Consider the following 22,888-nt stretch of genomic DNA (forward strand, 5'->3'; position numbering starts at 1 on the left):
CATGTCGCCGTTCGACCTCGAACGGTCGGTCTCGGCGGGGCGTCGGTTCGGACCGGCGGCACCAACGTACTTGCTTTCGAACGACGAACGCACGACCACGATGAACGGGGAGCAGCCACACTCGCGCTCCGATTCGCGCCTTTCGGAGCGAGTAAGCGCCATCGACCGCTCGAAGATCCGCGTGATGTACGACCTGGCGCTGGAGGTCGCCGACGAGGATCTCGTCCACTTCGAGATAGGGGAACCCGACTTCGATACGCCGACGCACATCGTGGAAGCGGCGGCGGACGCCGCGAACGCCGGCGCTACGCACTACACCTCGAACGCGGGTCTTCCGGAGCTTCGGGAGGCGGTGGCGGCGAAGACGGCCACGGAAAACGGGGTCGAGTTCGACCCCCGTCGGGAGATCACGATCACCAACGGCGCGATGGAGGCCCTGTACCTCGCGCTCCAAACCGTCGTCTCGCCCGGCGACGAGGTGGTCGTCCCGACTCCCGCGTGGCCGAACTATCGAAATCAGATTCGTCTCGCGGGGGGAGTACCGGTGTACGTGCCGCTGCCAGCGGAGCGGGGATTCGATTTGGACGCCGACGCCGTCGCCGACGCCATCTCCGACGAGACCGCGGCGGTGATCGTCTGCAGGCCGTCGAATCCCACCGGTCGCGTGTACGACCGCGACCGACTCGAAACCGTCGTCGAGGCGGCGGCCGCACACGACGCGTACGTCATCGCCGACGAGGTCTACGAGGGACTCATCTTCGACGGTTCGCCCCGGAGCGTCGCCGCGGACACCGCGCACTCGGACGCCGTCGTGAGCGTGAATTCGTGTTCGAAGAAGTACGCGATGACGGGTTGGCGATTGGGTTGGTTGGCCGGACCGGAGCACGTCGTTCGGGCCGCCACGGTCACGCACGAGAGCACGACGGCGTGCGCGCCGAGCGTTTCGCAGCACGCGGCGATCGCGGCGCTCACGGGACCGCAGGAGCCGATCCGCGCGATGAAAGACGCGTACGAGACGCGCCGCGACTACGTCGTCGACCGGATCGCCGACATCCCCGATATTTCGTGCCCCCGTCCGAAGGGGGCGTTTTACGCCTTCGTCGACGTGAGCGCGCTCGACGGGTCGAGCTTCGAGATCGCAAAACGGTTGCTCTACGATTACGGCGTCGTGACGGCGCCGGGGGACGGATTCGGGGACGCGGGCGAAGGGTACCTGCGACTCAGCTTCGCGACCGGTTTGGAACGCATCGAACTCGGCCTCGATCGCATCGAGGCGATGGTGACGGCGGAGCGAGGATAGCGGCGAAACGCTCGGTACAGAGCACCGCGTTCGTATTCGTATGTACTCCGAACGAGAACGCCGATTCGTATCGAACGCGCGCGTCGCCCGCCTCGCGACCGTCGACCGTGATGGACGGCCGCACGTCGTCCCGATCTGTTTCGCGCTCGTCGGCGACCGACTCGTCTCCCCGATCGACGAAAAACCGAAATCCGTCGACGCGGACGCGCTGACGCGGGTACGAAACGTCCGGCACGACCCGCGCGCCGCGGTCGTAGTCGATCGTTACTCCGACGACTGGTCGCGGTTGGGGTGGGTGCAGATTCGCGGCGAAGCCTCGATTCGAGAGCCCCGCGATTCGACGTTCGCTTCGGCCGTTTCCTCGCTCCGAACGAAGTACCCCCAGTACGACGACCACCGATTGGAGGACCGACCACTCGTCGTTCTCGACCCGCGAACGGTCGTCTCGTGGGGGAATCTCCGACCGTCGTCGAACGACCGGAATCGGAGGTGACCCCCCGACGTCGAAGCGTGATTGCCCTCGGGAGGCTTCGAGATTCGTCTCTTGCCACCGCTCAAAACCGGGAGAAATCGGAGGGAAAGAAGGAGTGCTCCGTCAGGGATTTGAACAACCGGAAGACGCTTCCTCGCCTCCGGCGAGACTGCCTCTTCCGTAATTCGAACCCCTGAGCGTCCGCTTTTCCTCGTTACACTCGGAAAATGCTCCGTCAGGGATTTGAACCCTGGTCCTTGCCGTGAGAGGGCAAGATGATTGGCCGGACTACACCAACGGAGCGCGTTTTTCGATAGTCGTAGGGACCGTTTAACAGTTGCGTTTTCGCCGCGCCGTGGCCCAAATTGACACGTGCTGGCAGGGGTTCGCGCTCGGAGGGAAGAAACGGTCACTCCCGGTCGAGCGGCGAGCCGGCGGCGTCGGGCTCGTGACCGTCGAGGCTGATGATGTTCTCGCGGCCGACCCGGAGTTTGCTGATGTCGCCGTCGTCTTCCATCTCCGAGAGGAGCATGCTCACCTTGGATTTCGACCAGCCCGTCGCCTCCACGATGTTCACCTGCTTCATCCGTCCGCCGTTTTCGCGGAGCAGTTTCTTCACGCGCGCCTCGTCGGTCAACAACTCCTCGTCGCTCACCGCGGGTTCGGCGGAGTTGCTACTCGCCGTCGCCGGCGCGGAACCACCGCCGCCGCCACCGCCGCCGGGAGTGCTCGGCGGAGACGAGAGCGAGCCGAAACCCCCCTGTCGCCACGCGAACACCGCGGCCAAGCCGATGAGAACGACCACGGCGGCGACGAACAGCATCATCGGCGATTCGGAGGGCTGTTCGCCGCCGCTTCCCGGCGGATTCTCTCCGCCGTTCGGCGGGGATGTAGTCGTGGTCGTTCCGTCGTCCGGCGGCGGCGTGAACTGAACCATCGGTCGCTGGTCGTTGAACTCACGCGGCCCCGACCACGAGACGGTGTCGCTCCCCGCGAGCGTTTCCCCCGTCATGTGGAACTTCTTCCCCTGCGGTTCCGCGGACTTGAACTTCATCCCGTCCGCTGGTTCGATGACGAGCGTCTGCCGTTCTCCGAGATAAAGTCCTCCCTTGAACACGTCGCCGATGGTGCGGTACCCCTTGTTGTTGTCCGCGAACGAAGTCCACCTGAACGACATCTCGACGACGCCTCGCCGCGCGTCTTCGTTCAGGCCGCCGCCGCCGATGTAGGCCCGTTTCGAAAAGTTCTCCGCGACCATTCCCCGGCCCGTTCGATTGGCCGCCGTTTTGGTGAGATTTCTCGCATTGTTCTTGAAGTCCGTGTAGAGTTCCGTCTCTCCGTTGTTGAACTGCTCTTTGAACTGTTGGAACTGTCGTCGCTCGGTGTCGTTGTTCAGCGTCTTCTCGTACCGAAACGTCCAGCGCGCGGAGTAGTTTCCGTAGACGGTGATGTGAAACTCGACGTCGTCGAACTCCTGAGGAGTGGTGAACGTCTGCGGAGTTTCCTGGCTGCTACTCTGAGTCGTACCGAGAGCGGGAAACGACCCGACGAGTAGCACCACGACGAGGCCGACAGCCAGGAGCCGTCTCATGTACCTAATTCGTCCATGCCCGGATATAAAAGACCTTGTGACGTGCGGTCGTCAGCGCGCTATGCTCCCAGACGACACGACACGTGTTGGCGATTGCCACGCGGTAACGTCCTCGCGTGGGTCGGAATCGAGCACCACGAGGTCGGCCCGATAGCCGTCCTCGACCAATCCAACGTCCGACAGACCGAGCAAGTCGGCGGCGTTGACGGTCGCCGCTTCCAGCGCATCGTCGGGCGAGAGACCGTACTCCACCATCAGTTCGAGTTCCTCCGGAATGTCGCCGTGGAAGTTGAAGGGCGTCCCGGCGTCGGTTCCCATCGCCACCGACACCCCGGCGTCGACGGCGTGCTCGAACGCTTCCGCGAACGCCTCGGCGGTTTCTTCGGCCTTCTCGACCGCGTACTCGGGGATTCCGGCGTCCGTTCCGGCGTCGACGATTCCGTGGAGCGCCTTCGCGGTCGGCACCCAGTACGTCCCTCGTTCGGCCATGAGCTCCGCCGCTTCCCGATCCATGAACGTTCCGTGTTCGACGCTCGAAACTCCGGCGCGCACGGCGTTCTTGATGCCCGCCGTCCCGTGGGCGTGGGCCGCCGTCGGCACGCGTTTCGCGCCGGCGGTCTCGACGAGCGCGGTCAGTTCCTCCTCGTCCAACTCCGGCGCGCCGGTGATTGCGCCCTCGGTGAGGACGCCGCCGGTCGCCATGCACTTTATCACGTCGGCCCCGCGCTTGAGCTGCTCCCGAACCGCCTTCTTGACCTCCGCGCGCCCGTCGGCCTCCCGCCCGAACCAGTGACCGTGTCCGCCGGTCATCACGACGTTCTCCCCGCAGGCGAGCACTCGCGGGCCGTCGACGACGCCTTCCTCGACCGCTCGCGCCGCGTCGAGGGCGAGCGTCGCGGGCGCGCCGAGGTCGCGGACGGTCGTCACGCCCGATTCGAGCGCCGCCGCGAGGTTCGCCGTCGCTCGATAGGCGAGCATCGTCTCGGTCTCACCGACCGTCGACGCCGGGTCCGGTCGGCCGTCCAACATCAGGTGAACGTGCGAGTCGACGAGTCCCGGCGCGACGAACCGCCCGTTCGCGTCTATCTCTTCGTCGGCGTCGGGAACGTCGCCGACGGCGACGATTCTCCCGTCTTCGACCGCCACGTCCGCCTCCCGGATTCCGGCGGCGTCCACCACGTCGCCACCACGGAGTACGAGCATGGCTGGCGTGAGACGCGCCGGGGAGATAACTGTCGGGGTCGCGGCAGACGGGGAAATCGCGGGCAAAAGAGCGAACACGCCCGAGGGCGAACGCGGGCGTATGGCAGAGACACCGCTCTCCGGAAAGTGCGCGTTGGTTACCGGCGCGAGTTCGGGTATCGGACGGGCGACGGCGCACGCGCTCGCCCGCGACGGCGCGGGGGTCGCGCTGGCGGCGCGCCGCGAATCGAAACTGTCCGACCTCGCGGAGTCGCTCGAATCGGAGTACGACGCGGAGACGCTCGTCGTCCCGACCGACGTGCGCGACGAGGACGACGTGGCGTCGATGGTCGAGGAGACGGTCGCCGCGTTCGACGGCCTCGACGTGCTGGTGAACAACGCGGGGTTGGCGCGCGGCGACGCGGTCGAAGAGCTCTCGACCGACGAGTTCCGGACGATGCAGGAGACGAACGTGGACGGGGTCTTCTTCGCCGCGCGGGCGGCGCTCCCGCACCTCCGCGAATCGTCGGGCAACCTCGTCTTTCTCGGGAGCTTCGCGGGTCAGTATCCCCGACCGTTCAACCCCGTCTACGCAGCGACGAAGTGGTGGGTCCGCGGGTTCGCCCACAGCCTCGAGGGGCAGGTTGGCGAGGACGGCGTGGCGATAACGGTCGTGAACCCGTCCGAAGTCCGCACCGAATTCGGGTCGGAGTACGGCGAGTCGTTCGCCGAGCGGTTCGACCCCGGCAGCGTGACCGAACCGGAGGAAGTCGCCGCCGCCATCGCGTTCGCGGCGCGACAGGAGGTGTCGACGGTCAGCGAACTCGACGTCTATCGGCGCGATAAGTTCGCCCACTTCTGACCGTCCCCGCTCTCCGGCGCCTCGCCTCTCCGGTGGTCTCCGCGCCCGCCGCGCCGCCTATCCGTACCCCTCGTACTGGATGTGTTCGTCCGGGACGCCGAGCAGTCGCGCGGTTCCGGCGAGTCGGGAGACCATCGCGTTGACCCCGCAGGCGTACACCTCCAGTTCGTCGGGGTGGATTCGCGCGTCGATGTCGTACGCCGGGTCGTCCGCGAACCGGGCGATTCCCTCCGGGAGGTCGCTCGCCGAGGACGCGGCGAGGTACTTCACGAGCGTCTGCTGGACGTAGTCGGTCTCGCCCTCCCAGTCGGTGAGGTACTCCTCGCGCGAGCAGGTGGGTACGAAGTGGAAGTTCTCGTGTTCGTCGTCCAGTTCGCGGAACTCCTCGCGGTACGGTAGGTCGTCTTTCCACGTCGCGCCGAGGAACAGCCACAGATCGCGTCGGTCGCCGCCGACCTCGTCCCGTCCCTCCTCCAGCGTGTATCGAATCATGCTCCGGAGCGGTGCGACGCCGGTTCCGGTGGCGAGAAACGCCATGTCGCGCCCGGACGGTTCTTCGAGGACGAACTCGCCGTTCGGCCCGCGGACCGTCACCTCGTCGCCCTCCGAGAGGTCGTCGAACAGCTTCGTCGTGAGTCGCCCCCGCGGGACGCGCCGCACGCAGAACTCGAGCGCGTCCTCGTTCGGCGAACTGGCGACTGAGTACGGTCGCGGCGTTCGCCGGTACCGAAGCGTGACGTACTGGCCGGGGGAGAAACCGAACTCGTCCTCGACGTCGATTCGCGCCGTGAGCAGGGCCGGGTAGGCGCGGTCGTACCGCTCTTTGAGCGTCGAGAGCACGGCGTAGAGGCGTTCGTGACTCCCCTCCTCGTTCTCCAGCAGGGTACTCAGTCGGTCCCAATCGACGTCGTTCGCTCCGGGGCGTTCGACCTCCTCGACCCACTCGTCGTACCCGCGTCCCGCGAGCAGGTCGGTGACGCGCTCGACGACCTCCTCGGTGCGGTTGTGGCCCATGTGTCCGACGCCAGCGACCGTCGCCGAATCCGTTATCAGCGGCAACTCCTCGGCTCGTTCGTGTTCGGTGTGCTGAGGTGGAACCTTCATGGCCGATCCGCTTACAGTGACGGACACGACCGACAAAACGCTTCCCGCCCCTCGAAGCGCGCTACCGAAGCGCCTCCGCGACCTTCTCGATGGGGTGGGGCGGTTCTTCCCCCTGCCAGTCGCCGAGTTGCGTTCGACAGGACGCGCCGGGGGCGACGACTTCAGCCCCTGCGCTCGCGTCGACCTGCTCGAAGAGGATGCGGCCGACCGCCTGCGACATCGAGTAGTGCTCGGCCTCGTAGCCGAAACTCCCCGCCATGCCGCAACAGCCCGAATCGAGGGGGTCGACCTCGTAGCCCGCGCGCCGGAGGACGCTCACCGCGTGGTGGTCTTTCTTCGTCGCTTTCTGGTGGCAGTGGCCGTGGTAGGTCAGCGACCCGCTCCCGCCGAACGCGAGGTCGAAGTCGAAGGTGTCCAGGTACTCGCAGACGCCGTACGTGTTCGCCGCGAGGCGTTCGGCTTCGGTTCGGATACCGCCCGCCTCCGGGTCGGCGGAGCGAGGTTCGGCGTACTGGCCGCTCGACGAACCGGACGCCTCGCTCGCGGGGAGCAGATCGAGGTAGTCCGACTGGAACATCACGGCGTCGGAGGGTTCGACCACGACCACGTCCCACCCGTCCCGGACGAAGGGTGCCAGCGCCGCGACGTTCCGCTCTGCTTGCTCGCGCGATTTGTCGAGAAAGCCCTTCGAATGGGCGGGGCGACCGCTCGCGGTCACCCCGCTCGGCAGTCGGACGTGAACGCCCGCGGCTTCGAGCACCCGAACGGCCGCCTTGCCGGCCTCGGGGTGGTTGTAGTTCGTGTAGGTGTCCGGAAAGAGGACGACGCGCCGGTCGGCGTCGGCCTCCGCGACGCGGGTGCCCCGCTTCTCGAACCAGTCTTCGAGGCTCTCGCGGTGGAACGTCGGCAGGCTTCGCTCGCTGGCGATGCCGACGGTCTTCTCGGCGAGGATCCGCGACCCCGGAATTTTCGTCGCCCAGTTCGAAAGCGGCGCGAGGGCGCTTCCGAGCGCCGACAGTCGCCCGATGTTCGCGAAGAGTCGGTCGCGCAGGCTCGCCCCGTGTCGCCGGTGGTACTCGTGTTCGATTTCGGCTTTCAGCTTCGCCATGTCGACCTCCGAGGGGCAATCGCGGGCGCAGCCCTTGCAGCCGATGCAGAGTTCCATCACCTCGTGCATGAACTCCACGTCGAACTGCTCGTCGTCCGGCAGACTCCCGCTCATCGCCTGCCGGAGCATGTTCGCCCGGCCGCGGGTGCTCGTTATCTCCTCGTCGGCGGCCCGGTAGGTCGGGCACATCACGCCGCCGGTGGTCTCCTGCCCGCCGCGACAGCCGCCGCAGCCGTGACAGAGTTCGACCATCCCCTGGAAGCCGTTGTCGTTCTCCCAGTTCAGCGCCGGGTCGAACCCCGCGTCGAACCCGTAATCGGGCGAAAAGCGGAGGTTCTCGGTCGTGCTCACGTCCCCGCACACCTGCCCCGGATTCAGCAGCCAGTCGGGGTCGAACGCGGTCTTGAGGTCGCGGAAGACGTTCCAGACGCGCTCGCCGTACAGCTTTCGATTCCACTGCGTTCTGGCGCGCCCGTCGCCGTGCTCGCCCGAGACGCTCCCGCCGTACTCCACCACGAGGTCGGTCACGCCGTCCGCGATGGCCGCCATCTGGTTCACACCCGCCGGGCTCTTGGTGTCGATGAGCGGGCGGATGTGCAGACAGCCCGGCCCGGCGTGGGCGTAGACGCTGGCGAACGTGTCGTTCTCCTCGAGCACGCGCTGGAACTCGGCGACGTACTCCGGCAGGTGCTCGGGCGGCACCGCGGCGTCCTCGATGAACGAGATGTGTTTCGCGTCGGTCGTCCGCGAGAGCAGGATGGGGAGGCCTGACTTCCGGAGCTTCCAGAAGCGGGCGCGCTCGGCCTCGTCGTGGGCTTCCATCGCGGCGAGCGCCCGGTCGCCCTCGCGGTCGCCTCGGAGGCGGGCGACCTTCTCGCGCCCGTCCGCGTCGTCCTCGGCGTAGAACTCCACGAGGAGGACCGAGTCGGTTCCCTCGGGCAGCATCTCCACCACGTCGCGGAACTCCTCGGTGTCGCGGGCGAGTTCGACGAGCACGTCGTCCAGCACCTCGACGGCGGCGGGGTCGTGGTCGAGGATGGGCGCGACGTCCTCCATCGCGTCGTTCAGGCTCCCGTAGGTCAGGAGCGCCATCGACTTCGTCTCGGGGACGGGTTCGAGACTCACCGTGGCCTCCGTGACGATGGCGAGCGTCCCCTCGCTTCCGGCGAGGAGGCGCGCCAGATTGACCGCGCCGTCTTCGGCCTCCTCGACCAATCTGTCGAGGTTGTACCCCGAGACGTTGCGTTTGAGTCGCGGGAACGCGTCGCGGACCGCCTCGGCCTCCTCGTCGAGGATTCGAAGGACTTCCGCGTAAATACGCGCCTTCAGGGAGTCCCCGTCGGCCCCCTCGCGCAGTTCGTCCATCGTCACCTCGCCGAACCGCGTCACGGTCCCGTCCGCGAGCACCACCTCGCACTCCTCGACGTAGGCGTCGGTCTTGCCGTACTTAAGCGAGTGCGCCCCCGTGGAGTTGTTGCCGATAGCGCCGCCGAGGGCGCTCTTGTCGCCCCACGCGGGGTCGGGCGCGAACTTCAGGTCGCTGTCGGCGAGCGCCCGGTTCAGGTCGCCGAGGACGATGCCCGGTTGTGCGCGCGCGGTCCGGCCCTCGGGGTCGAAATCCAGCAGCGCGTCCATGTGATGGGTGAAGTCGAGCACCACCGCCTCGTTGACGGACTGCCCCGCCAGACTCGTGCCGCCGCCGCGCGGGAGCACCGGTATCTCGCGCTCGGCGCAGTACGTCATCACCGCGGCCACGTCCTCGGTCGAGCGCGGGAAGACGACGCCGATGGGCGTCACCTCGTAGGCGCTCGCGTCGGTCGCGTAGAGTTGGCGGGAGTACTCGTCGAAGCGCACCTCGCCCTCGACCCGCTTCCGGAGGTCGGCGACGAGCCCGGGGCGCGTCACGTCGTCGGAGCGGTAGTCGTAGTTCGCCCGGTCGTCGCGGGCCGGGTCGTCCGTCTCGCCCGCGTCACGTGTTGCCATGCGGGGGCGTAGGGAGGGGAACCCGAAAAGTGATGCGGGGTCAGATTCGCCGCGCGGTCGGTGAGACCGATCGCGCGAACGCGAACAGGGCGTCCCGCTTCAGCAGGGCGAAACCGACGAAGATGGCGGCGAAGCCAAGGACGGTCGTTTCGGCCACCAGTTCGTCGAGCAGGAGCCAGCTGAGGAGCGTGGCGACGACCGGTTCGAGGTAGCCGACGAGGTTGAGTTCGGTCGGACCGATGCGGTCCAGCAGGTGGAAGTAGAGCAGGAACGCGACCACGCCGGAGACGAGGGCGAGGTAGGTGAGCGACGCGACCGCGGGGAGCGACCAGCGTATCGCGGCGACGGACTCGCCGCGGGCGACGCTGGCGACGTGGAGGAGTCCCGACCCGAACACCATCGCCCAGCCCTGCAGTCCGGGGACGGAGAGGTCGGTTCGGAGGGGCCGGGCGAGCACCGAACCGAGGGCGAAACTCGCAGCGCCGAGGAAGACGAGTCCGATGCCGAGCACGTCGGCCGAGAGGACGTCCGCGGGGTTCGGGTCGGCGACGATGGCGACGCCGACGACGCCGCAGGCGAGTCCGACGACGCCGAGGGGCGTGACGTGCTCGTCCGCGAGAAGCCCGCTGGCGAAGACGGCGGTGAGCACCGGCGAGAGGCTGACGACGACCGCCGCGAGCGCGCCGGGGACGTGCTGCTGACCGAGGTAGAGCAGGCTGTGGTGACCCGCGATGACGAACGCGCCGACGGTCGCCACCGCCAGCGCGTCGGCCCGACTTCGGGGACGCCAGCGGTCGGTCGCGGCCGCGGCGTATCCGAGGATAACCAACCCGGCAACGTCGTACCGGATGGCCGCGAACAGGAGGGGCGGGAAGTAGCGGAGCCCGACGTCGATGGAGACGAACGAGGCGCCCCAGAAGCTGGCGAGCAGTACGAACATCACCCCGTTCCGTGGGAGCAATCTGCTAGATTTAGACGATAGCATGGATTTCTATCCAAGTCTACTTGACGCCGGTTGTTAAACCCTTCTACAACGGATTCGTTTGCCACCGTCTCTCAGTCGGATTTCGAGCGTAGAATGGAATTCCTCTCCAAAATCGGCGGTTCGAGGAATCCGCGCGCTTCTATCGTCTCGCCGTCCTGACCGAAATCCAGAGATTAAGTATCGGGACTCCCCAACGTCGGGCCGATGGACGAACGCGACGTCACCCTGCTCAAGGCAATCTCCGACCTGGAAACCGGCAGTCCCGAGAAACTGCACGAGGAGACCGGGATACCGGTCTCCACCATCCACTACCGCCTCAACAACCTCCGGGACGCGGGCATCATCGAGAACGACCTCTACGACATCGACCTCGAAGCGTTCGGACTCGGCGTCACGGTCGTCGTGGAGGTGTTCGCCGACTACACGGGATCGTACGCGGACTTCGGCGAGAAGATTCTCGACATCGAGGGCGTCACGCAGGCGTACTTCACGATGGGCGAGACCGATTTCATCGTGGTCGCCCACCTCACCGGACGCGAGATGGTCGAACGACTCATCAGCGACTTCGAGAGCATCGAGGAGGTCGAGCGGACGAACTCCACGTTCGTCATCTCCACGCTTCGGGACTCCCACCGCGTGCTCCAGAGCTACAGCCTCGAGACGCTCGTGGACGAACTCGCCGAGGAGTAACTAGATCGGCGCGCCGTCCTTGTTCCCGGTCGAACACCGCACCGAGAGCGATTCGCGGTCGGGTGCGATACAGGAGACGGAGCTGATGACGTCGGTGTTCGTCGGCTCCGGCTGGAAGGTCACGCTGTCGCCGACCCGTATCCGGTTGAACAGCGACCGGTAGGTGGTGTACCGCTTTCGCCCGCCTTCCTCCGCGTCGTTCGGCCACGCCACTCGATAGTGGTCGATGGTCACCTCGTAGGTCGGATTTCCGTACGTCCGCCGGAGTTCCTTCGCCGTCTCGCCGCTCACGGAGACGTTTCCCGCGCTGGCGTTGCTCGGATAGTCGTCGCGGGTAGTCACTCCCTCGGGCCCGGCGGAGACCAGCGTCTCGCCGCCGCCGCGGACCGCCTTCGCGACGACCTTGCCCCGGTTCGTGCCGAGGACCGCTTTCGTACACCCGGCGGTCGCGGCGAGCGCGCCGACCGCTCCGACCTCCAGGAACCGACGACGGTTCACGCGTCGGCGTTCGGGGGTGTCCGGGATAGTTCTGTCTACTCGGCGCGAACGAAAACCGGAAGCCCCACCCGCCCCTACGCCGAGCCATGATTCGCAACATCGCGGCCGGCGTCCAGTCGTTCACCAGCAACGCCTTTCTCGTGGTCGGGGAGCGAACCGTCCTCGTGGACGCGGGGTCGAACTTCGACGCCGCGGGTCGAATCGAGGAACTGGCGGGCGGTTTGGACGCGGTGGTTCTCACGCACACCCACCCGGACCACGTCGGCAACGTCGAGGCGGTGAAAGACGCATTCGGCGTCGAAGCGTTCGGGTTCGACGCGAGTCAGCACGGCGTCGACGTCGAAATCGAGGACGACGAGACGGTCGCGCTCGGCGACGACGACTACCGCGCGCTCCACACGCCGGGGCACAAGAACGACCACCTCTGTTTTTACTCCGAGTCGGCGGGCGTGCTCTTCGCCGGCGACCTCGTCTTCCAGAACGGGAGTTTCGGGCGAACCGACCTCGAGGAGGGCGACCGCGAGGCCCTCGTCCGGAGCATCGACCGCGTGCTCGCCGCGGCGGACGAGGAGTTGCGCGAGATGCACACGGGCCACGGCCCGAGCGTGACGACGAACCCCTACCACGACCTCGAACTCGCGTCGCAGGCCGCGCGGATGTACTGACGCGGTTCGACCACCGGCGAAATCCGACTACCGAAGCGCCTCGTAGGCGCTCTCGTAGACCGCCGCGATCTTCTCGGGGTCGTTTCGCTCGGCCTTCGTCAGCGGTTCGAGCGCGTGGGTCGTGCGCGGTTCGAGCAGGCCCACGACGTCCTCCGCGCGCTTTTCCATCGTTCCGTCTCGAACGCTGCTGTCGGCGATTTCGCAGGCTTTCAGGTAGCGCGCCCCGTCGTACACCCTGACGCGTCGGGGTTCGACGACCGCCACCGTCTCGAACTCGACGCCCCGAATCGGGCGGGCGATGTCCCCGTAGGACTCCACGACCGCCCGCTCTTCGCTCCGGATTCGCTCCGCCAGCGCCCGGAAGTGGGGGAGGTAGCGTCGCTCGGTCTGGTCGTTCAGTTCGGGAAGCGACTCGACCGTCACGGCGTCGCCCAAAGGGAGGTGCTCCCGCACGAGGTCGGGGAGGGAGACGGTACCGTTCACGACGAACCCCTCGCCGACGCGGTCGACGAGGAACTCCCGACGTTTCTGACCGAGCAGTCCTTGCCCGTTCCCCGGTGCCGGTCGCCAGAGCCGGTGAACCGGATTCACGTCCTCGGGCGCGAGGTCGCCCGCGCTCGCGTCCGCGAGGCGACTCGCGTCCTTACCGTACAGTCCCCCCGCGGAGACGGCGGTCGCGGCGTCGTCGTGGTCGAACCAGAAGTCGTTGCCCGCGCGAGGTTTGAACCCGACGGCGTCGAGGTGCGAGAGGAGACCGACCGTGAACGTCGTCTTCCCCGCGTCGACCCGGTCGCTTCCGGCGACGAGAGTCGTCATGTCTTCAGTCCGTAGTAGCCGGGTTCCTCCTCGCTCGGAGGCTCCGCGACGACGAGGTCGTCGGCGTTGACCATTATCCACGGAATCGCCCAGTCGAGCAGGATGTCCTCGGTCTCGACGTCGATCTCCGCGTCCGGGTCGAGCCCCTGCAGGAGCCGCGCGATCTCGTAGACGCTGTACATCGAGTCCGAGTCGAGCAGTTCGTCGGGTTCGTAGAAGTCGCACGGATACAGTTCCTCGAACTCCGATTTCGGTCTCGGCATACCCGGTGGTACGCGCGAACGAGCGTAAAACCTCACGAATCGAGTCGTCGCACTGCCGGCGAGAAATACTCGACCCGCCGACGCGTAACCGGAGTTCGCGATACTTGTAACCGAGTTTTTATGTGACTGCTTCTAAATAGTGGACGACATGCGCGAGGAACAGGGCAGTGAGACGAAGGATGCACTCGTGTCGGCGTTCGCCGAGTTCGGCGGCGAGGAGCTTCGAGATATCTGGCTGTTCGACCAAACCGATTTCGAGATGCTGTACCTCCGGGACGACGTCGCCGCCAAACTCGAAGAGATAGACGTCGGGAAGTTCGTCGACAACGAGCGGTTCGGGTTCATCACTCGGGACACGTACGACCAGTTGTACTACGCCTCCTACCAGTACACGGTCCGAGGGTTCGACGACTTCGAACAGTTTCGAACGTTCTTCGCGGACGACGAGCGAAACGTCGGCGTGTTCGCCAGTCTCGACCAACGGCCCGGCGGGCACGACTACGAATCGCTCTATCGACACGTGAACGACATCGCCTCCGGATACGACGTTCCGTCGGTGACGCCGGCGGAGGACTGACCGCGCGGAAACGAGGATGGCGGTCGCTCACCTTCGAACTCCGTCCGAAAAATATCGGTAGTTTGGGCTCTACTCGACCCGCGACGAGACGTTCTCGAACTGGTCGGCAACCTCGTCCCAATCGACGACCTCGAAGAAGTTGTCGATGAAGTCGCCGCGGTCCGGACCGTAGTCGTAGTAGTAGGAGTGCTCCCAGACGTCGAGCGCGAGGATGGGATGGCTCCCCCAGAGCGCGCCCTGGTCGTGCTTGTCGACGACGAGGTTTCGGAGCTGCTTGGCGACCGGGTCGTAGACCAGGAGCGCCCAGCCCGAGGCGTTCTTCGCGGCGGCCTCGAACTCGCCCTTCCAGCCCTCGTAGGAGCCGAAGTCCTCCTCGATGCGGTCGGCCAGTTCGCCCTCGGGTTCGCCGCCGCCGTTCGGGTCCATGTTCTCCCAGAACAGGGTGTGGAGGTAGTGTCCACAGCCGTTGTGGGTGACGTTTCGGATGGCCGACCCCGAGGAGCCGAACTCGCCGTTCTCGCGGTTTTCAGCGAGCGTCTCCTCGGCCTTGTTCAGGCCGTTGACGTAGCCCTGGTGGTGCGTGTCGTGGTGCCACGTGAGCACCTGGTCGGAGATGTGCGGTTCCAGCGCGTCGTAGTCGTACGGAAGCGGTGGTAGTTCCGCGTTGGATTGTTCTGGCATAGTTTGCTCCTCCACCTCACCTATCTCACTTAGTGCTGTTAAACTTTGAGGAGATGGTTGATAGCATACGGCACGACGTTGCGGCAAAATAGTCCGATTGTGGGCGTCCGTCAGACTCACTCGGTTCCGGAGAGCGTCCACGTGCTCGCCCGGTCGTAGCGCTCCGCCACGTCGTCCCAGTTCACCACGTCCCAGAAGTTGTCCACGTACTCGCCGCGGTTGTTCTCGTACTGGAGGTAGTAGGCGTGCTCCCACACGTCCAGCACGAGGAGCGGCGTCGCCCCCTGCGGCGACTGGTTCTGGTGGTTCTCGGCCATGCTCACGATGGGCTTTCCGGCGGCGTGGTCGTACAGCAACAGCCCCCACCCGGAGCCCTCGACGCCCTTGGCGGCCTCGGAGAAGTGCGACTTGAACTGGTCGAACCCGCCGAAGTGCTCGTCCAAGGCGTCGGCCAGTTCGCCGCCGGGTTCGCCGCCGCCGTCCGGCGACATGTTCTCCCAGAACACGGAGTGGTTGACGTGGCCCGAGAGGTTGAACGCGAGGTTTCGCTCGACCCCCTTCACGTCGCCCCACTCGTCGTTCTCCCGCATCGTTTCCAGTTTATCGAGCGCGGCGTTCGCACCGTCGACGTACCCCTGGTGGTGCTTGTCGTGGTGCAGCTCCATGATGCGCGCGTCGATGCTCGGTTCCAGTGCGTCGTAGTCGTACGGTAGGTCTGGTAGTTCGTACGTCGCCATTCGAAATCCCCCGTGTGCTGGTCAACGGTGGTTGTGTTAAACGTTTAGGCGAACGACGAACCGCGACCGAGAGGGGACGCACCGGGAGACGGCGTCGACCCGCACCACGGGGTTACCGCGTCGAAACTGCTCGACGGTTGAGGAACGACCGTCGTTCGATCACGCGTTTTTCGTCTTCCGTATCTTCCTCTCGAACAGCGGATACGGCTGCGCGCCGATGAGCTTCCGCGCCTCGTCCGAGTCGCGGTCGTAGAAGATGAACCCCGGCGTCCCTCGGATGCCGTGCGACTTGGCGGCGGAGACGTCGTCGGCGACGCTCGACCGGACGGCGTTCGCGCGATTTCGCAGGCACGAGTCGACTGCGTCGGCGTCGACGCCCTCCACGTCTTCGGTGATGTCGAGCAGGTTCTTCTTCGACGCCCATCCGGAGTTCTCCTCGCCCTGCGCGTCGAACACCGCCTCGTGCCAGCGTTTGAACGCGTTCGGATTCTCGCGTCGGACCTGTCGCCAGACGCATTTGGCCATCCGGGCCGCCGTCTTCGAACTGGCACCGAGGTACGGGAAATCGAGAACGACGATACGCACCGTTCCCGGACGGGCGTAGTCGTCGACGAGTTTCGGGAGCGTTTCCCGCGCGAACTTCCTGCAGAAGGGACACTGGTAATCGCTCCAGTAGTACGCGTCCACCGGCGCGTCGGGAGCGCCGATAACGGGGTTGCCCCGGAGGTCGATGCCGTAGCCCGTCGTCTCGTCGGTCGCGTACAGGAGCGACGATTCGTCGGTGGCGGTCGTTCCCTCGGTCCGGGAGCGGGCGGTTTCCGTCTCGGTCTCCGTCTCCGTCTCCGTCTCCGTCTTCGTCTCCGTTTTCGTCATCGTCTCCGCGGTCGTCTCCGTTCCCGTCGTCGTTCCGCCGGACGAACCGTTCTGCTTCGTCGTTTTACCGTCTAGCCTGTCGGTGATGCTCGTGCAACCGGACAGTCCGAGGAGTCCGCCGGCGGTCGTTCCGAGGAACGCCCGCCGAGCGATTTCGGAGTCGCTGTCGAACATTGTCGCTCGTGTCGAGGGAGACGCGCCAAGGACAAAGCTTCACTGCCCGATTTCGGAGTTTGAAGTCGGTCGGTGCGTTTTACTTACCGCGATTCGGTCGGCAACGGGTTTCGCCCGGCCGCGCACGTCCGGTCGTCGCCCTAGGCGTCGAGTCGACACTCCCGGGGGTCGCCGGCCCGAGCGAGAAATCCGAGCAGGAGCACGAGACCGCCCGCTCTGAGCAGGTCGCCGTGGAACGGCAGCGCCGCCAGCGCCCCGGCGAAGCCGAGAAAACCGAGCAGTCCCGCCCCGCAACTCGCGCACCCCGAGGCGAGCAGTCCGGGCAGCACGCCGGTCAACTCCGAGAGGTTCGACGCGCCGGTCGCGCTCACCCGCGCGGCGGTGTTGGTGACGGCGACCCCCGTCAGCAGCGCGTAGGCGACGATGAGTCCGAGACCGAGCCAACCGTTGGTCGCCAGCACGTTCTCCATCAACAGGACGAGGGTTTCGTCCAGCCAGTGAAGCCCCGCGCCGAGCATCTGCATCGACATCTCCGGAAACGTCGAGAGGACGAGCAGGAGGTAGGTGAGGACCGCGACGACGGCGGTGCCGACGATTCGGGGTGCGGAGGTCGTCGGGTACGTCAACGCGGCTTTCAGCTTCGTGCTCCGTCGGCGGAGTCGCTCGTGTCCGGTCATGCGCTCTCGATTGCTCCGGGTTCGTCGAAGGCGCTTCGGATCGGCGGCGTACGGCCGTGCGCCTCCGTTCGAACGCCGTCGGTTTCGTTTCGACCCCGGTGCCGGATACACTTGGCGATTCGGGCCGCGGTTCGATGGTCCGGCGTTCGGATTCGAGGACGAACCGAATCCCGCCGGGTCTCGCGGGGGACGGAGAACGGAATCGACGACCGCACCAACCCGCTAGTCGTCGTAGATTTCGCCCCTCACGTGGTGCATCCCCGGCCAGAACGTGATGGCCAGCAGTCCGGCGTAGAACAGGGCGACTGCGGCCGTGACGGCGGTTCCGGGAATCGCTCCTATCGCCGCGGTTCGAGACCACGGCTGGTTCGGCTCGAACGTCGAGACGCGGATGACCCACGCGACGAGGAGGAGACCCAGGAGGGGGAGGTACACCCGCCGGAGGCGGTGGGCGAGCGCCGCCACGGTGGAGATGTTCGGCGTCGGGCGGCGAACGTCGTCGCTCAGCGTGGCGCGCCAGTCGACGGACTCGACGTCCTCGGCCGGGTTCAGGGCGGTGGAGAACACGTTCTCCTGCAGCACGCGGATGCGGGAGCGCCAGATGTCGTAGCCGCGATAGCGTCGGGCCTCGATTCCGAGGAACGCGGCCACGACGAGCATCCCGATGAGCAGCAGGTAGTGCGGGTTCCCTCGACTCGAAAACGCCCACGTCAGGATGGCCGCCATGAGCGTTATCGCCCAGTACGTCGTCTGGTCGAGGCGCTGTCGCCACGTGTTCGTCCTGTCCATCTCGCCCCGGTAGAAGTGCGCGAGCGCCGTGCCGAACTCGGTGTCCTCCGTCGCCACCCCGCGCCCGATTCCTCGGTGTTCCGGTGCTTCGGGGTCGTAGTCCCCCTTTTCGCTGTCGCTCATGGTCGGGAGGACAGCGCCCTCGAACTTTGCGGTGACGGCGACTCGAACGGTTCGACCGTTCCCCTCCGGTCTTCCCATCGCGTCGCCGCGCGGCGACGATTCGCGCACCCGCGGGACGGACGTTCCGTGCTGCTTCGTGGCAAACACTTTAGACCGGGCTCTTCGTTATCATCAGTCATGGCGAATCTCGTCAACGCCGTGAGGGAGACGGTACGCGAACATCCGGACGACCCGGCCATCGTCACCGACGACGGAACGCTGACGTATCAGGAACTTTGGGAACGCATCGGCGGCTTCGCCGCGGGGCTGACGGAGCGCGGGGTCGGCGTCGACGACCGAGTCGCGCTGTACCTGCCGAACGTCCCGCAGTTCGTCGTCGCGTTCCACGGGACGCTCAGGGCCGGCGGCGTCGTCGTCCCGATGAACCCCCAGTACCGAGCGCGGGAGATCAGCCACCTGCTCGCGGACAGCGGCGCGCGGGTCGTCGTGACGCTTCCGGATCTCGTCCCGTTCGTGGACGAAGTCCGCGAGGACACGGACGTGGAGCACGTCGCGTCCGTGGGCGACGGCGGGTTCGAGGAGTTCCTCGGGGAGGGCGACCCCGAAATCGCCGAGCGCGCGGACGACGACCTCGCGGTGCAGCCGTACACCAGCGGAACGACCGGCACGCCGAAGGGCGTGCGACTCACCCACCACAACCTCGCCTCGAACGCCGCCGCGGCGGCCGACCTCATTCCGGGGGGAATCGGCCCCGACGACTCGCAGTTGGGCGTCCTCCCTCTCTTTCACATCTACGGCATGACGGTCTGTATGAACGCCACGCTGTTCCGCGGCGGGACGTTCTACCCGCTCCCCTCCTGGGACGCCCAGCGGGCCCTCTCGCTCGTCGAGGACGCGGAACTGACGCTGATGCACGGCGTGCCCGCGATGTACAACGACGTCATCAACCAGCCGAACGCGGAGGAGTTCGACCTCTCCTCGATTCGGCTCGCGGGAGTGGGCGGCGGCGGAATTCCAATCGAGGTGCTCCGACGATTCGAGGAGCTGTACGACGCGAAGATCTACGAGGGCTACGGCCTGACCGAGACGAGCCCCGTCACGCACTTCAACACGCCCGACGACGGGCGGCGCGTCGGGAGCATCGGAAGGACCGTACCGGGCGTCAGTTCCCGCGTGGTCGACGACGACTTCGAGGAGCTTCCGCCGGTCGAGGAAGGGCCGCTCGCCGAGGACGACGCTGAGTTGGACGACGTGACCGGCGAGATAGTCGTCGCCGGGGCGAACGTGATGCTCGGCTACGCCGGACTGCCCGAGGCGACCGAGGAGGCGTTCACCGAGGCGGACGGCGAACGCTGGTTCCACACGGGCGACATCGGCTACTGGGACGAGGACGGCTTCTTCTACGTGGTCGACCGGAAGAAACACATGATCAACACCGCGGGCTACAACGTCTACCCCCGCGAGGTCGAGGAACTGCTCTTCGAGCACGAGGCGGTCGCTGACGCGGCGGTCATCGGGGTTCCGGACGAGCGCCGGAACGAGACGGTGAAAGCCGTCATCGTGCCGGTTCCGGACGCCGACGTGACGGCCGACGAGATTCGAGAGTACTGCCTCGACAACCTCGCCGCGTACAAACACCCCCGCGAAGTCGCGTTCGTGGAGGAACTGCCCCGCACGACCACCGGGAAGGTGCAGAAGTTCGAACTTCGAGAGCAGTCGTAGTCGGGACGGCCGGCGTCTTTTCGCGGTTTCGTTTACTGCCGAGACGAGTGTTCCTCGACGTTCGCCGCGAGTTCCACGAACAGTTCGAACGCCTCGGACTGCACGTCGTACTCCACGAACTCCCCCGTCCGTTCGAAGCGCACGACGCCGGCGCTGGCGAGTTTCGGGAGGTGGGTGTGGAGCAATTCGACGCGGAGTCGCTGCTGTTTGGACGGCGACGGCGCGATGGCCGCCTCCTCTTCCATCGTTCGCACGTGCTCGACGAGGGATTCGACGACCGCCGTCTCGTGCTCGCGGAGATGGTAGAGAACGTATCGACGGCGACGGTTGGCGAGTACGTCCAGAATCACCTCCAGCGGAACGTCGGCACCGACGAGAACGTCGTCGAGCGGTTTAACCGAGTCGTGTTCTCGAACCAGCAACTCGAACGCGTCGTTCGCCATGGTCACCGGTTCTAGGTCGGTCGACGAATAAAACCACACGATAATTTCATCAGAGAGCAGTTGGTGAAAATGTATGCGCGGAACGGGCCGTACGAACGGAAACGGACCCGTTACTCGGCGGAAATTTGTCGTTTACCCGATCGGAACGGGGAAAGAGGCGATTACCGCGAAGTAATCGGAGTGTACCGTCGAGCTAGAAATTTATTATCTCCGGCTGGAAGTGGCAAGCGGTAATTGCTTCCGGATATTAAACCTTAAGTTAACTATATGCCCTCCGGGGGCCCTCGTAAGCCTGCATGTCGCAGAGAAACCAAGCGTTACGAAACTACCTCGCCGAGAATCCGCGAATGATGGGCGTCGCCTTCGCCATCCTGCTCGCGCTGACGCAAGCGGGTAACACCGCCGCCGCGCACGGCGGCGGCATCTCCGGACCCTAGGACAGGAGGTCGAAGGAGAGTTCCGTCGACCAGCGGAGTTCCCCGTCGACGGAGACCGGCAGCTGTTCCAGTTGGAAGATGTAGACGAGTTCGGCGGTCGAAACGGAGAGCTCCGGAATCGAACCGCCGGCGAGGAAGTAGGAGTCGACGTCGTCGAGGTACGGGATATAGAGGGAACCGATTCCCCTGTTCGCCGTCGGATACGTCGTTATTTTCACGCGGTACTCGTCGTCCGCCTCCCCGGTGCGGAGTCGATACAGCGCCGGAAAGCTACTCTCGCACTGCGCGACCTCGACGCTCCCGTCGCCGATGACGACGTACTGGTTCGCCACGAGTCGGTGCTCGCCGACGACCGCCAGCGCCGAGCGGAGCGAGAAGCCCGCGTTGAGCAGGCGCGCGACCTGCCGACCGACGGCGATGGCTCCGTCGTTGCCGACGTCGCCGTGCGTGACGATACCGCCGACGCTCCCGTTCTCGACGAGGCCGAGCCCCTGTCGATAGGAGTTACAGCCGTTCAGGAAGAACGTCTCGACGCCGGTTCCGTCGAGCGATCGCGCGTCGAGCGTCCCGTCCGCGCAGACGAACCCCCGCTCGTCGATGTGACCGATGTAGTGGAGGAAGTCCGTCTCCGACGCGAGCAGTCGCTCCAGCGCCTCGGTGGAGAGGTTCTCGTGGACGGTGACGTCGAACGGAAGCTCGTCCCGCTGGCCGTACAGCGCGCTGTCGTCGTTGTCGTACTCGGCGCGCATCCGGTCGTCGTTACAGACGATGTCGATGTCGATATCGCCGTCGGACGCGGTTCGCTCCCAGCGGTGGTCGAACGCGCTCCGGAGCAGTTTGTTCGCGCCGAACGGTCGGCCGGTTCCGAGCCACGCCTGCTCCAGCGCGTCCGTCGCCGGCGGTACGACGTACGGTTCGTCGGTCCCCTCCCGTCCGCGACGAGCGTCCGTCGACCGACCGAACTCCGCAGAGCGGGCGAACTCCGCCGAACGAGCGGGCGCCGACCGGACGAACTCGTCCACGTACGACGGTGCCGCGGCCCGCGTTCGCGCGGCCGCTCCCGCCGTCGCTCGCCGCACGACGGCGAGTTCGTCGACGAGGTACGGGAGCAACGCGACGTTATCGGCTTCCGGGGTCACCGACACCGTGAGCCGCCACGTCGGAATCGCGTCCCGAACGGCGTCGAACGGTACGGAGAGATACGTCTCCAGTCGCTCCCCGAGCGACGCGTCGTACAGGTCGGCGAGCGGGAGGTCGAGGGTCCCCTCGACGGCGCGACGCTCGTGGAGTTCGACCGGGTACAGCCCCTCGGTCCTGACCAGACAGTCGAAGAACAACGCCTGCTTGAGGACCCGTTCGACCTCCGCGTCGAATCCGCGGTCGGCGTCCAAGGGATGTTCGAACCCGCTATCGGTGACGATGCGCGACCGCTCCCCCGGAACGAGCGTCGCACCGAGGTAGTACGCGAGCGGCGCGGCGACGTACGCCCGCTCGCGCTCGGCGGGAACTTCGATTCGAATGCCGGTGTCTGAGGGCGAGACTCCGTCGGGGATTTCGAGGCGGTCGCCGAGTTCGATCGTCGGCGGGTGGCCGCGCAGCGTTGGAAACGACCGCTCGGGGCTGGTGGTCTTGAGCGCCGACCCGAACGTCGAAATCGCCGCCATCACGTCGACCGGGTCGGCCGTCGTCCGCACCGTCTCCGCCGGGCGTTCGTGATACGACCGCGCGCCGACTCGCACGGTCGTCTCGTCCTCGAAATCGAACGCGACGTGTTCGAGCGCGGACGTGACCGTCACCCCGCTCTCGACGAAGACGAAGAGCTTGATCGGCGCGTGCAGTTCGATGCAGTACTCCGCCGCCGGCAGTCGCTCCCGGGTGTCCCGTTCGATTTCGCGGACGAGGGTGCCGTCTCCCCGGCGGACGTGGGCTTCGACGAAGTACGGAAGCACCAGTCGAGCGGTGTCGATTTCGACCGCGCTGTCGGTCGGAACGGAGAACCGGTCGGTGTCGACCGGCTCCGGACGAACCGGCGAGGACGTTCTGAATTCGAACCGCCGGTCGTGGATGGGGTCGAATATCGACAGTCGAGGGCCGGCGGCCGGCGAGAACGTCGGTTTCACGCGCGCACCCCCCGCC

23 protein-coding genes and 1 tRNA gene are annotated in these 22,888 nt (G+C 66.2%); 8 read left to right on the forward strand and 16 right to left on the reverse strand.

All coding sequences use genetic code 11. The features are described 5' to 3' along the window. The first annotated feature begins 100 nt into the window (after nt 1-100). Both LIX00_RS03960 and LIX00_RS03965 read left to right on the forward strand, forming a co-directional pair. Complete coding sequence (locus tag LIX00_RS03960; protein WP_368410727.1) at nt 101-1,300, forward strand: pyridoxal phosphate-dependent aminotransferase; 1,200 nt, start codon at nt 101-103, stop codon at nt 1,298-1,300. 40 nt (nt 1,301-1,340) lie between these two features. After that, nucleotides 1,341-1,793, forward strand: coding sequence for a TIGR03668 family PPOX class F420-dependent oxidoreductase (locus LIX00_RS03965; RefSeq protein ID WP_227354891.1), 453 nt, complete (start codon nt 1,341-1,343; stop codon nt 1,791-1,793). Nucleotides 1,794-2,000: 207 nt separating this feature from the next. Here the strand turns inward: LIX00_RS03965 and LIX00_RS03970 are convergent. From LIX00_RS03970 to LIX00_RS03980, 3 genes are all read right to left on the reverse strand, one after another. Beyond that, a tRNA-Glu gene (locus LIX00_RS03970) sits at nt 2,001-2,075 on the reverse strand. A 106-nt stretch (nt 2,076-2,181) separates the two neighbouring features. Further along, nucleotides 2,182-3,363: a helix-turn-helix transcriptional regulator gene (locus LIX00_RS03975; protein WP_227354892.1), complete on the reverse strand. Its 1,182-nt coding sequence runs from the start codon at nt 3,361-3,363 to the stop codon at nt 2,182-2,184. 51 nt (nt 3,364-3,414) lie between these two features. Next, nucleotides 3,415-4,566, reverse strand: coding sequence for a metal-dependent hydrolase family protein (locus tag LIX00_RS03980; protein WP_227354893.1), 1,152 nt, complete (start codon nt 4,564-4,566; stop codon nt 3,415-3,417). Between the two features lie 100 nt (nt 4,567-4,666). Here LIX00_RS03980 and LIX00_RS03985 point away from each other — a divergent pair, with 100 nt between their 5' ends. Beyond that, a complete protein-coding gene (locus tag LIX00_RS03985; RefSeq protein WP_227355657.1) occupies nt 4,667-5,407 on the forward strand; it encodes an SDR family oxidoreductase in 741 nt (246 codons plus the stop codon). A gap of 57 nt (nt 5,408-5,464) precedes the next feature. On the opposite strand, the gene LIX00_RS03990 is transcribed toward LIX00_RS03985, so the two are convergent. The 3 genes from LIX00_RS03990 to LIX00_RS04000 form a co-directional block, all read right to left on the reverse strand. Continuing rightward, nucleotides 5,465-6,511: a ferredoxin--NADP reductase gene (locus LIX00_RS03990; RefSeq protein ID WP_227354894.1), complete on the reverse strand. Its 1,047-nt coding sequence runs from the start codon at nt 6,509-6,511 to the stop codon at nt 5,465-5,467. A gap of 61 nt (nt 6,512-6,572) precedes the next feature. Beyond that, nucleotides 6,573-9,602: an FAD-binding and (Fe-S)-binding domain-containing protein gene (locus LIX00_RS03995; RefSeq protein ID WP_227354895.1), complete on the reverse strand. Its 3,030-nt coding sequence runs from the start codon at nt 9,600-9,602 to the stop codon at nt 6,573-6,575. Nucleotides 9,603-9,642: 40 nt separating this feature from the next. Further along, a complete protein-coding gene (locus tag LIX00_RS04000) occupies nt 9,643-10,542 on the reverse strand; it encodes a DMT family transporter (RefSeq protein ID WP_255679347.1) in 900 nt (299 codons plus the stop codon). A 249-nt stretch (nt 10,543-10,791) separates the two neighbouring features. Here LIX00_RS04000 and LIX00_RS04005 point away from each other — a divergent pair, with 249 nt between their 5' ends. Further along, entirely contained in the window at nt 10,792-11,277 is a 486-nt protein-coding gene (locus LIX00_RS04005; protein WP_227354897.1) for an Lrp/AsnC family transcriptional regulator, read from the forward strand. Here the strand turns inward: LIX00_RS04005 and LIX00_RS04010 are convergent, their stop codons facing one another. Beyond that, nucleotides 11,278-11,775: a hypothetical protein gene (locus tag LIX00_RS04010; RefSeq protein ID WP_227354898.1), complete on the reverse strand. Its 498-nt coding sequence runs from the start codon at nt 11,773-11,775 to the stop codon at nt 11,278-11,280. It lies immediately after the preceding gene. An 86-nt stretch (nt 11,776-11,861) separates the two neighbouring features. Between LIX00_RS04010 and LIX00_RS04015 the strand changes: the two genes are divergently transcribed. Next, nucleotides 11,862-12,440, forward strand: coding sequence for an MBL fold metallo-hydrolase (locus LIX00_RS04015; RefSeq protein WP_227354899.1), 579 nt, complete (start codon nt 11,862-11,864; stop codon nt 12,438-12,440). A gap of 27 nt (nt 12,441-12,467) precedes the next feature. On the opposite strand, the gene LIX00_RS04020 is transcribed toward LIX00_RS04015, so the two are convergent. Together LIX00_RS04020 and LIX00_RS04025 are read right to left on the reverse strand one after the other, a co-directional pair. Further along, nucleotides 12,468-13,256: an ATPase gene (locus tag LIX00_RS04020; protein WP_227354900.1), complete on the reverse strand. Its 789-nt coding sequence runs from the start codon at nt 13,254-13,256 to the stop codon at nt 12,468-12,470. Continuing rightward, on the reverse strand, nt 13,253-13,519 hold the full coding sequence (locus tag LIX00_RS04025; protein WP_227354901.1) for a DUF5827 family protein: 267 nt from the start codon (nt 13,517-13,519) through the stop codon (nt 13,253-13,255). Before LIX00_RS04025 ends, LIX00_RS04020 begins: the two co-directional genes overlap by 4 nt. A 148-nt stretch (nt 13,520-13,667) precedes the next feature. Here LIX00_RS04025 and LIX00_RS04030 point away from each other — a divergent pair, with 148 nt between their 5' ends. After that, nucleotides 13,668-14,096, forward strand: coding sequence for a DUF7522 family protein (locus LIX00_RS04030; protein WP_227354902.1), 429 nt, complete (start codon nt 13,668-13,670; stop codon nt 14,094-14,096). Between the two features lie 69 nt (nt 14,097-14,165). On the opposite strand, the gene sod is transcribed toward LIX00_RS04030, so the two are convergent. From sod to LIX00_RS04055, 5 genes are all read right to left on the reverse strand, one after another. Further along, the gene (gene sod / locus LIX00_RS04035) at nt 14,166-14,777 is read right to left on the reverse strand and encodes a superoxide dismutase [Mn] (RefSeq protein ID WP_227354903.1); all 612 of its coding nucleotides are present in this window, start codon (nt 14,775-14,777) and stop codon (nt 14,166-14,168) included. A 116-nt stretch (nt 14,778-14,893) separates the two neighbouring features. After that, nucleotides 14,894-15,514: a superoxide dismutase gene (locus LIX00_RS04040; protein WP_227354904.1), complete on the reverse strand. Its 621-nt coding sequence runs from the start codon at nt 15,512-15,514 to the stop codon at nt 14,894-14,896. A 159-nt stretch (nt 15,515-15,673) separates the two neighbouring features. Next, nucleotides 15,674-16,561 (reverse strand): DsbA family protein, encoded by an 888-nt coding sequence (locus LIX00_RS04045; RefSeq protein ID WP_227354905.1) that lies wholly within the window; start codon nt 16,559-16,561, stop codon nt 15,674-15,676. Nucleotides 16,562-16,701: 140 nt separating this feature from the next. Beyond that, nucleotides 16,702-17,238, reverse strand: a complete 537-nt coding sequence (locus tag LIX00_RS04050; protein WP_227354906.1) for a hypothetical protein — start codon at nt 17,236-17,238, stop codon at nt 16,702-16,704. Between the two features lie 222 nt (nt 17,239-17,460). After that, a complete protein-coding gene (locus LIX00_RS04055) occupies nt 17,461-18,150 on the reverse strand; it encodes a DUF2270 domain-containing protein (RefSeq protein WP_368410728.1) in 690 nt (229 codons plus the stop codon). A 177-nt stretch (nt 18,151-18,327) separates the two neighbouring features. Here LIX00_RS04055 and LIX00_RS04060 point away from each other — a divergent pair, with 177 nt between their 5' ends. Further along, complete coding sequence (locus LIX00_RS04060) at nt 18,328-19,872, forward strand: long-chain-fatty-acid--CoA ligase (RefSeq protein ID WP_227354908.1); 1,545 nt, start codon at nt 18,328-18,330, stop codon at nt 19,870-19,872. Nucleotides 19,873-19,904: 32 nt separating this feature from the next. Here the strand turns inward: LIX00_RS04060 and LIX00_RS04065 are convergent, their stop codons facing one another. Beyond that, on the reverse strand, nt 19,905-20,315 hold the full coding sequence (locus LIX00_RS04065) for a DUF7344 domain-containing protein (RefSeq protein ID WP_227354909.1): 411 nt from the start codon (nt 20,313-20,315) through the stop codon (nt 19,905-19,907). 296 nt (nt 20,316-20,611) lie between these two features. On the opposite strand from LIX00_RS04065, the gene LIX00_RS04070 reads away from it, so the two are divergent. Next, a complete protein-coding gene (locus LIX00_RS04070) occupies nt 20,612-20,752 on the forward strand; it encodes a DUF7503 family protein (RefSeq protein ID WP_227354910.1) in 141 nt (46 codons plus the stop codon). Here the strand turns inward: LIX00_RS04070 and LIX00_RS04075 are convergent. Then, a complete protein-coding gene (locus LIX00_RS04075) occupies nt 20,749-22,872 on the reverse strand; it encodes a hypothetical protein (RefSeq protein WP_227354911.1) in 2,124 nt (707 codons plus the stop codon). The two genes, LIX00_RS04070 and LIX00_RS04075, sit on opposite strands and share 4 nt — an antisense overlap. Nucleotides 22,873-22,888: the final 16 nt, after the last annotated feature.

The sequence above is a fragment of the Haladaptatus salinisoli genome, from assembly GCF_020614375.1.
GTDB lineage: Archaea > Halobacteriota > Halobacteria > Halobacteriales > Haladaptataceae > Haladaptatus > Haladaptatus salinisoli.

Bases quoted from the DNA above. Each gene is read 5' to 3' on its own strand.
- LIX00_RS04060 (WP_227354908.1), top strand. From the start codon at position 18,328: ATGGCGAATCTCGTCAACGCCGTGAGGGAGACGGTACGCGAACATCCG.
- LIX00_RS04070 (WP_227354910.1), top strand. From the start codon at position 20,612: ATGTCGCAGAGAAACCAAGCGTTACGAAACTACCTCGCCGAGAATCCG.
- LIX00_RS04055 (WP_368410728.1), bottom strand. From the start codon at position 18,150: ATGAGCGACAGCGAAAAGGGGGACTACGACCCCGAAGCACCGGAACAC.
- sod (WP_227354903.1), bottom strand. From the start codon at position 14,777: ATGCCAGAACAATCCAACGCGGAACTACCACCGCTTCCGTACGACTAC.
- LIX00_RS03975 (WP_227354892.1), bottom strand. From the start codon at position 3,363: ATGAGACGGCTCCTGGCTGTCGGCCTCGTCGTGGTGCTACTCGTCGGG.
- LIX00_RS04025 (WP_227354901.1), bottom strand. From the start codon at position 13,519: ATGCCGAGACCGAAATCGGAGTTCGAGGAACTGTATCCGTGCGACTTC.
- LIX00_RS04065 (WP_227354909.1), bottom strand. From the start codon at position 20,315: ATGGCGAACGACGCGTTCGAGTTGCTGGTTCGAGAACACGACTCGGTT.
- LIX00_RS04030 (WP_227354902.1), top strand. From the start codon at position 13,668: ATGCGCGAGGAACAGGGCAGTGAGACGAAGGATGCACTCGTGTCGGCG.
- LIX00_RS03985 (WP_227355657.1), top strand. From the start codon at position 4,667: ATGGCAGAGACACCGCTCTCCGGAAAGTGCGCGTTGGTTACCGGCGCG.
- LIX00_RS04000 (WP_255679347.1), bottom strand. From the start codon at position 10,542: ATGTTCGTACTGCTCGCCAGCTTCTGGGGCGCCTCGTTCGTCTCCATC.
- LIX00_RS04050 (WP_227354906.1), bottom strand. From the start codon at position 17,238: ATGACCGGACACGAGCGACTCCGCCGACGGAGCACGAAGCTGAAAGCC.
- LIX00_RS03980 (WP_227354893.1), bottom strand. From the start codon at position 4,566: ATGCTCGTACTCCGTGGTGGCGACGTGGTGGACGCCGCCGGAATCCGG.
- LIX00_RS04040 (WP_227354904.1), bottom strand. From the start codon at position 15,514: ATGGCGACGTACGAACTACCAGACCTACCGTACGACTACGACGCACTG.
- LIX00_RS04045 (WP_227354905.1), bottom strand. From the start codon at position 16,561: ATGTTCGACAGCGACTCCGAAATCGCTCGGCGGGCGTTCCTCGGAACG.
- LIX00_RS04020 (WP_227354900.1), bottom strand. From the start codon at position 13,256: ATGACGACTCTCGTCGCCGGAAGCGACCGGGTCGACGCGGGGAAGACG.
- LIX00_RS03990 (WP_227354894.1), bottom strand. From the start codon at position 6,511: ATGAAGGTTCCACCTCAGCACACCGAACACGAACGAGCCGAGGAGTTG.
- LIX00_RS03965 (WP_227354891.1), top strand. From the start codon at position 1,341: ATGTACTCCGAACGAGAACGCCGATTCGTATCGAACGCGCGCGTCGCC.
- LIX00_RS03995 (WP_227354895.1), bottom strand. From the start codon at position 9,602: ATGGCAACACGTGACGCGGGCGAGACGGACGACCCGGCCCGCGACGAC.
- LIX00_RS04015 (WP_227354899.1), top strand. From the start codon at position 11,862: ATGATTCGCAACATCGCGGCCGGCGTCCAGTCGTTCACCAGCAACGCC.
- LIX00_RS03960 (WP_368410727.1), top strand. From the start codon at position 101: ATGAACGGGGAGCAGCCACACTCGCGCTCCGATTCGCGCCTTTCGGAG.
- LIX00_RS04005 (WP_227354897.1), top strand. From the start codon at position 10,792: ATGGACGAACGCGACGTCACCCTGCTCAAGGCAATCTCCGACCTGGAA.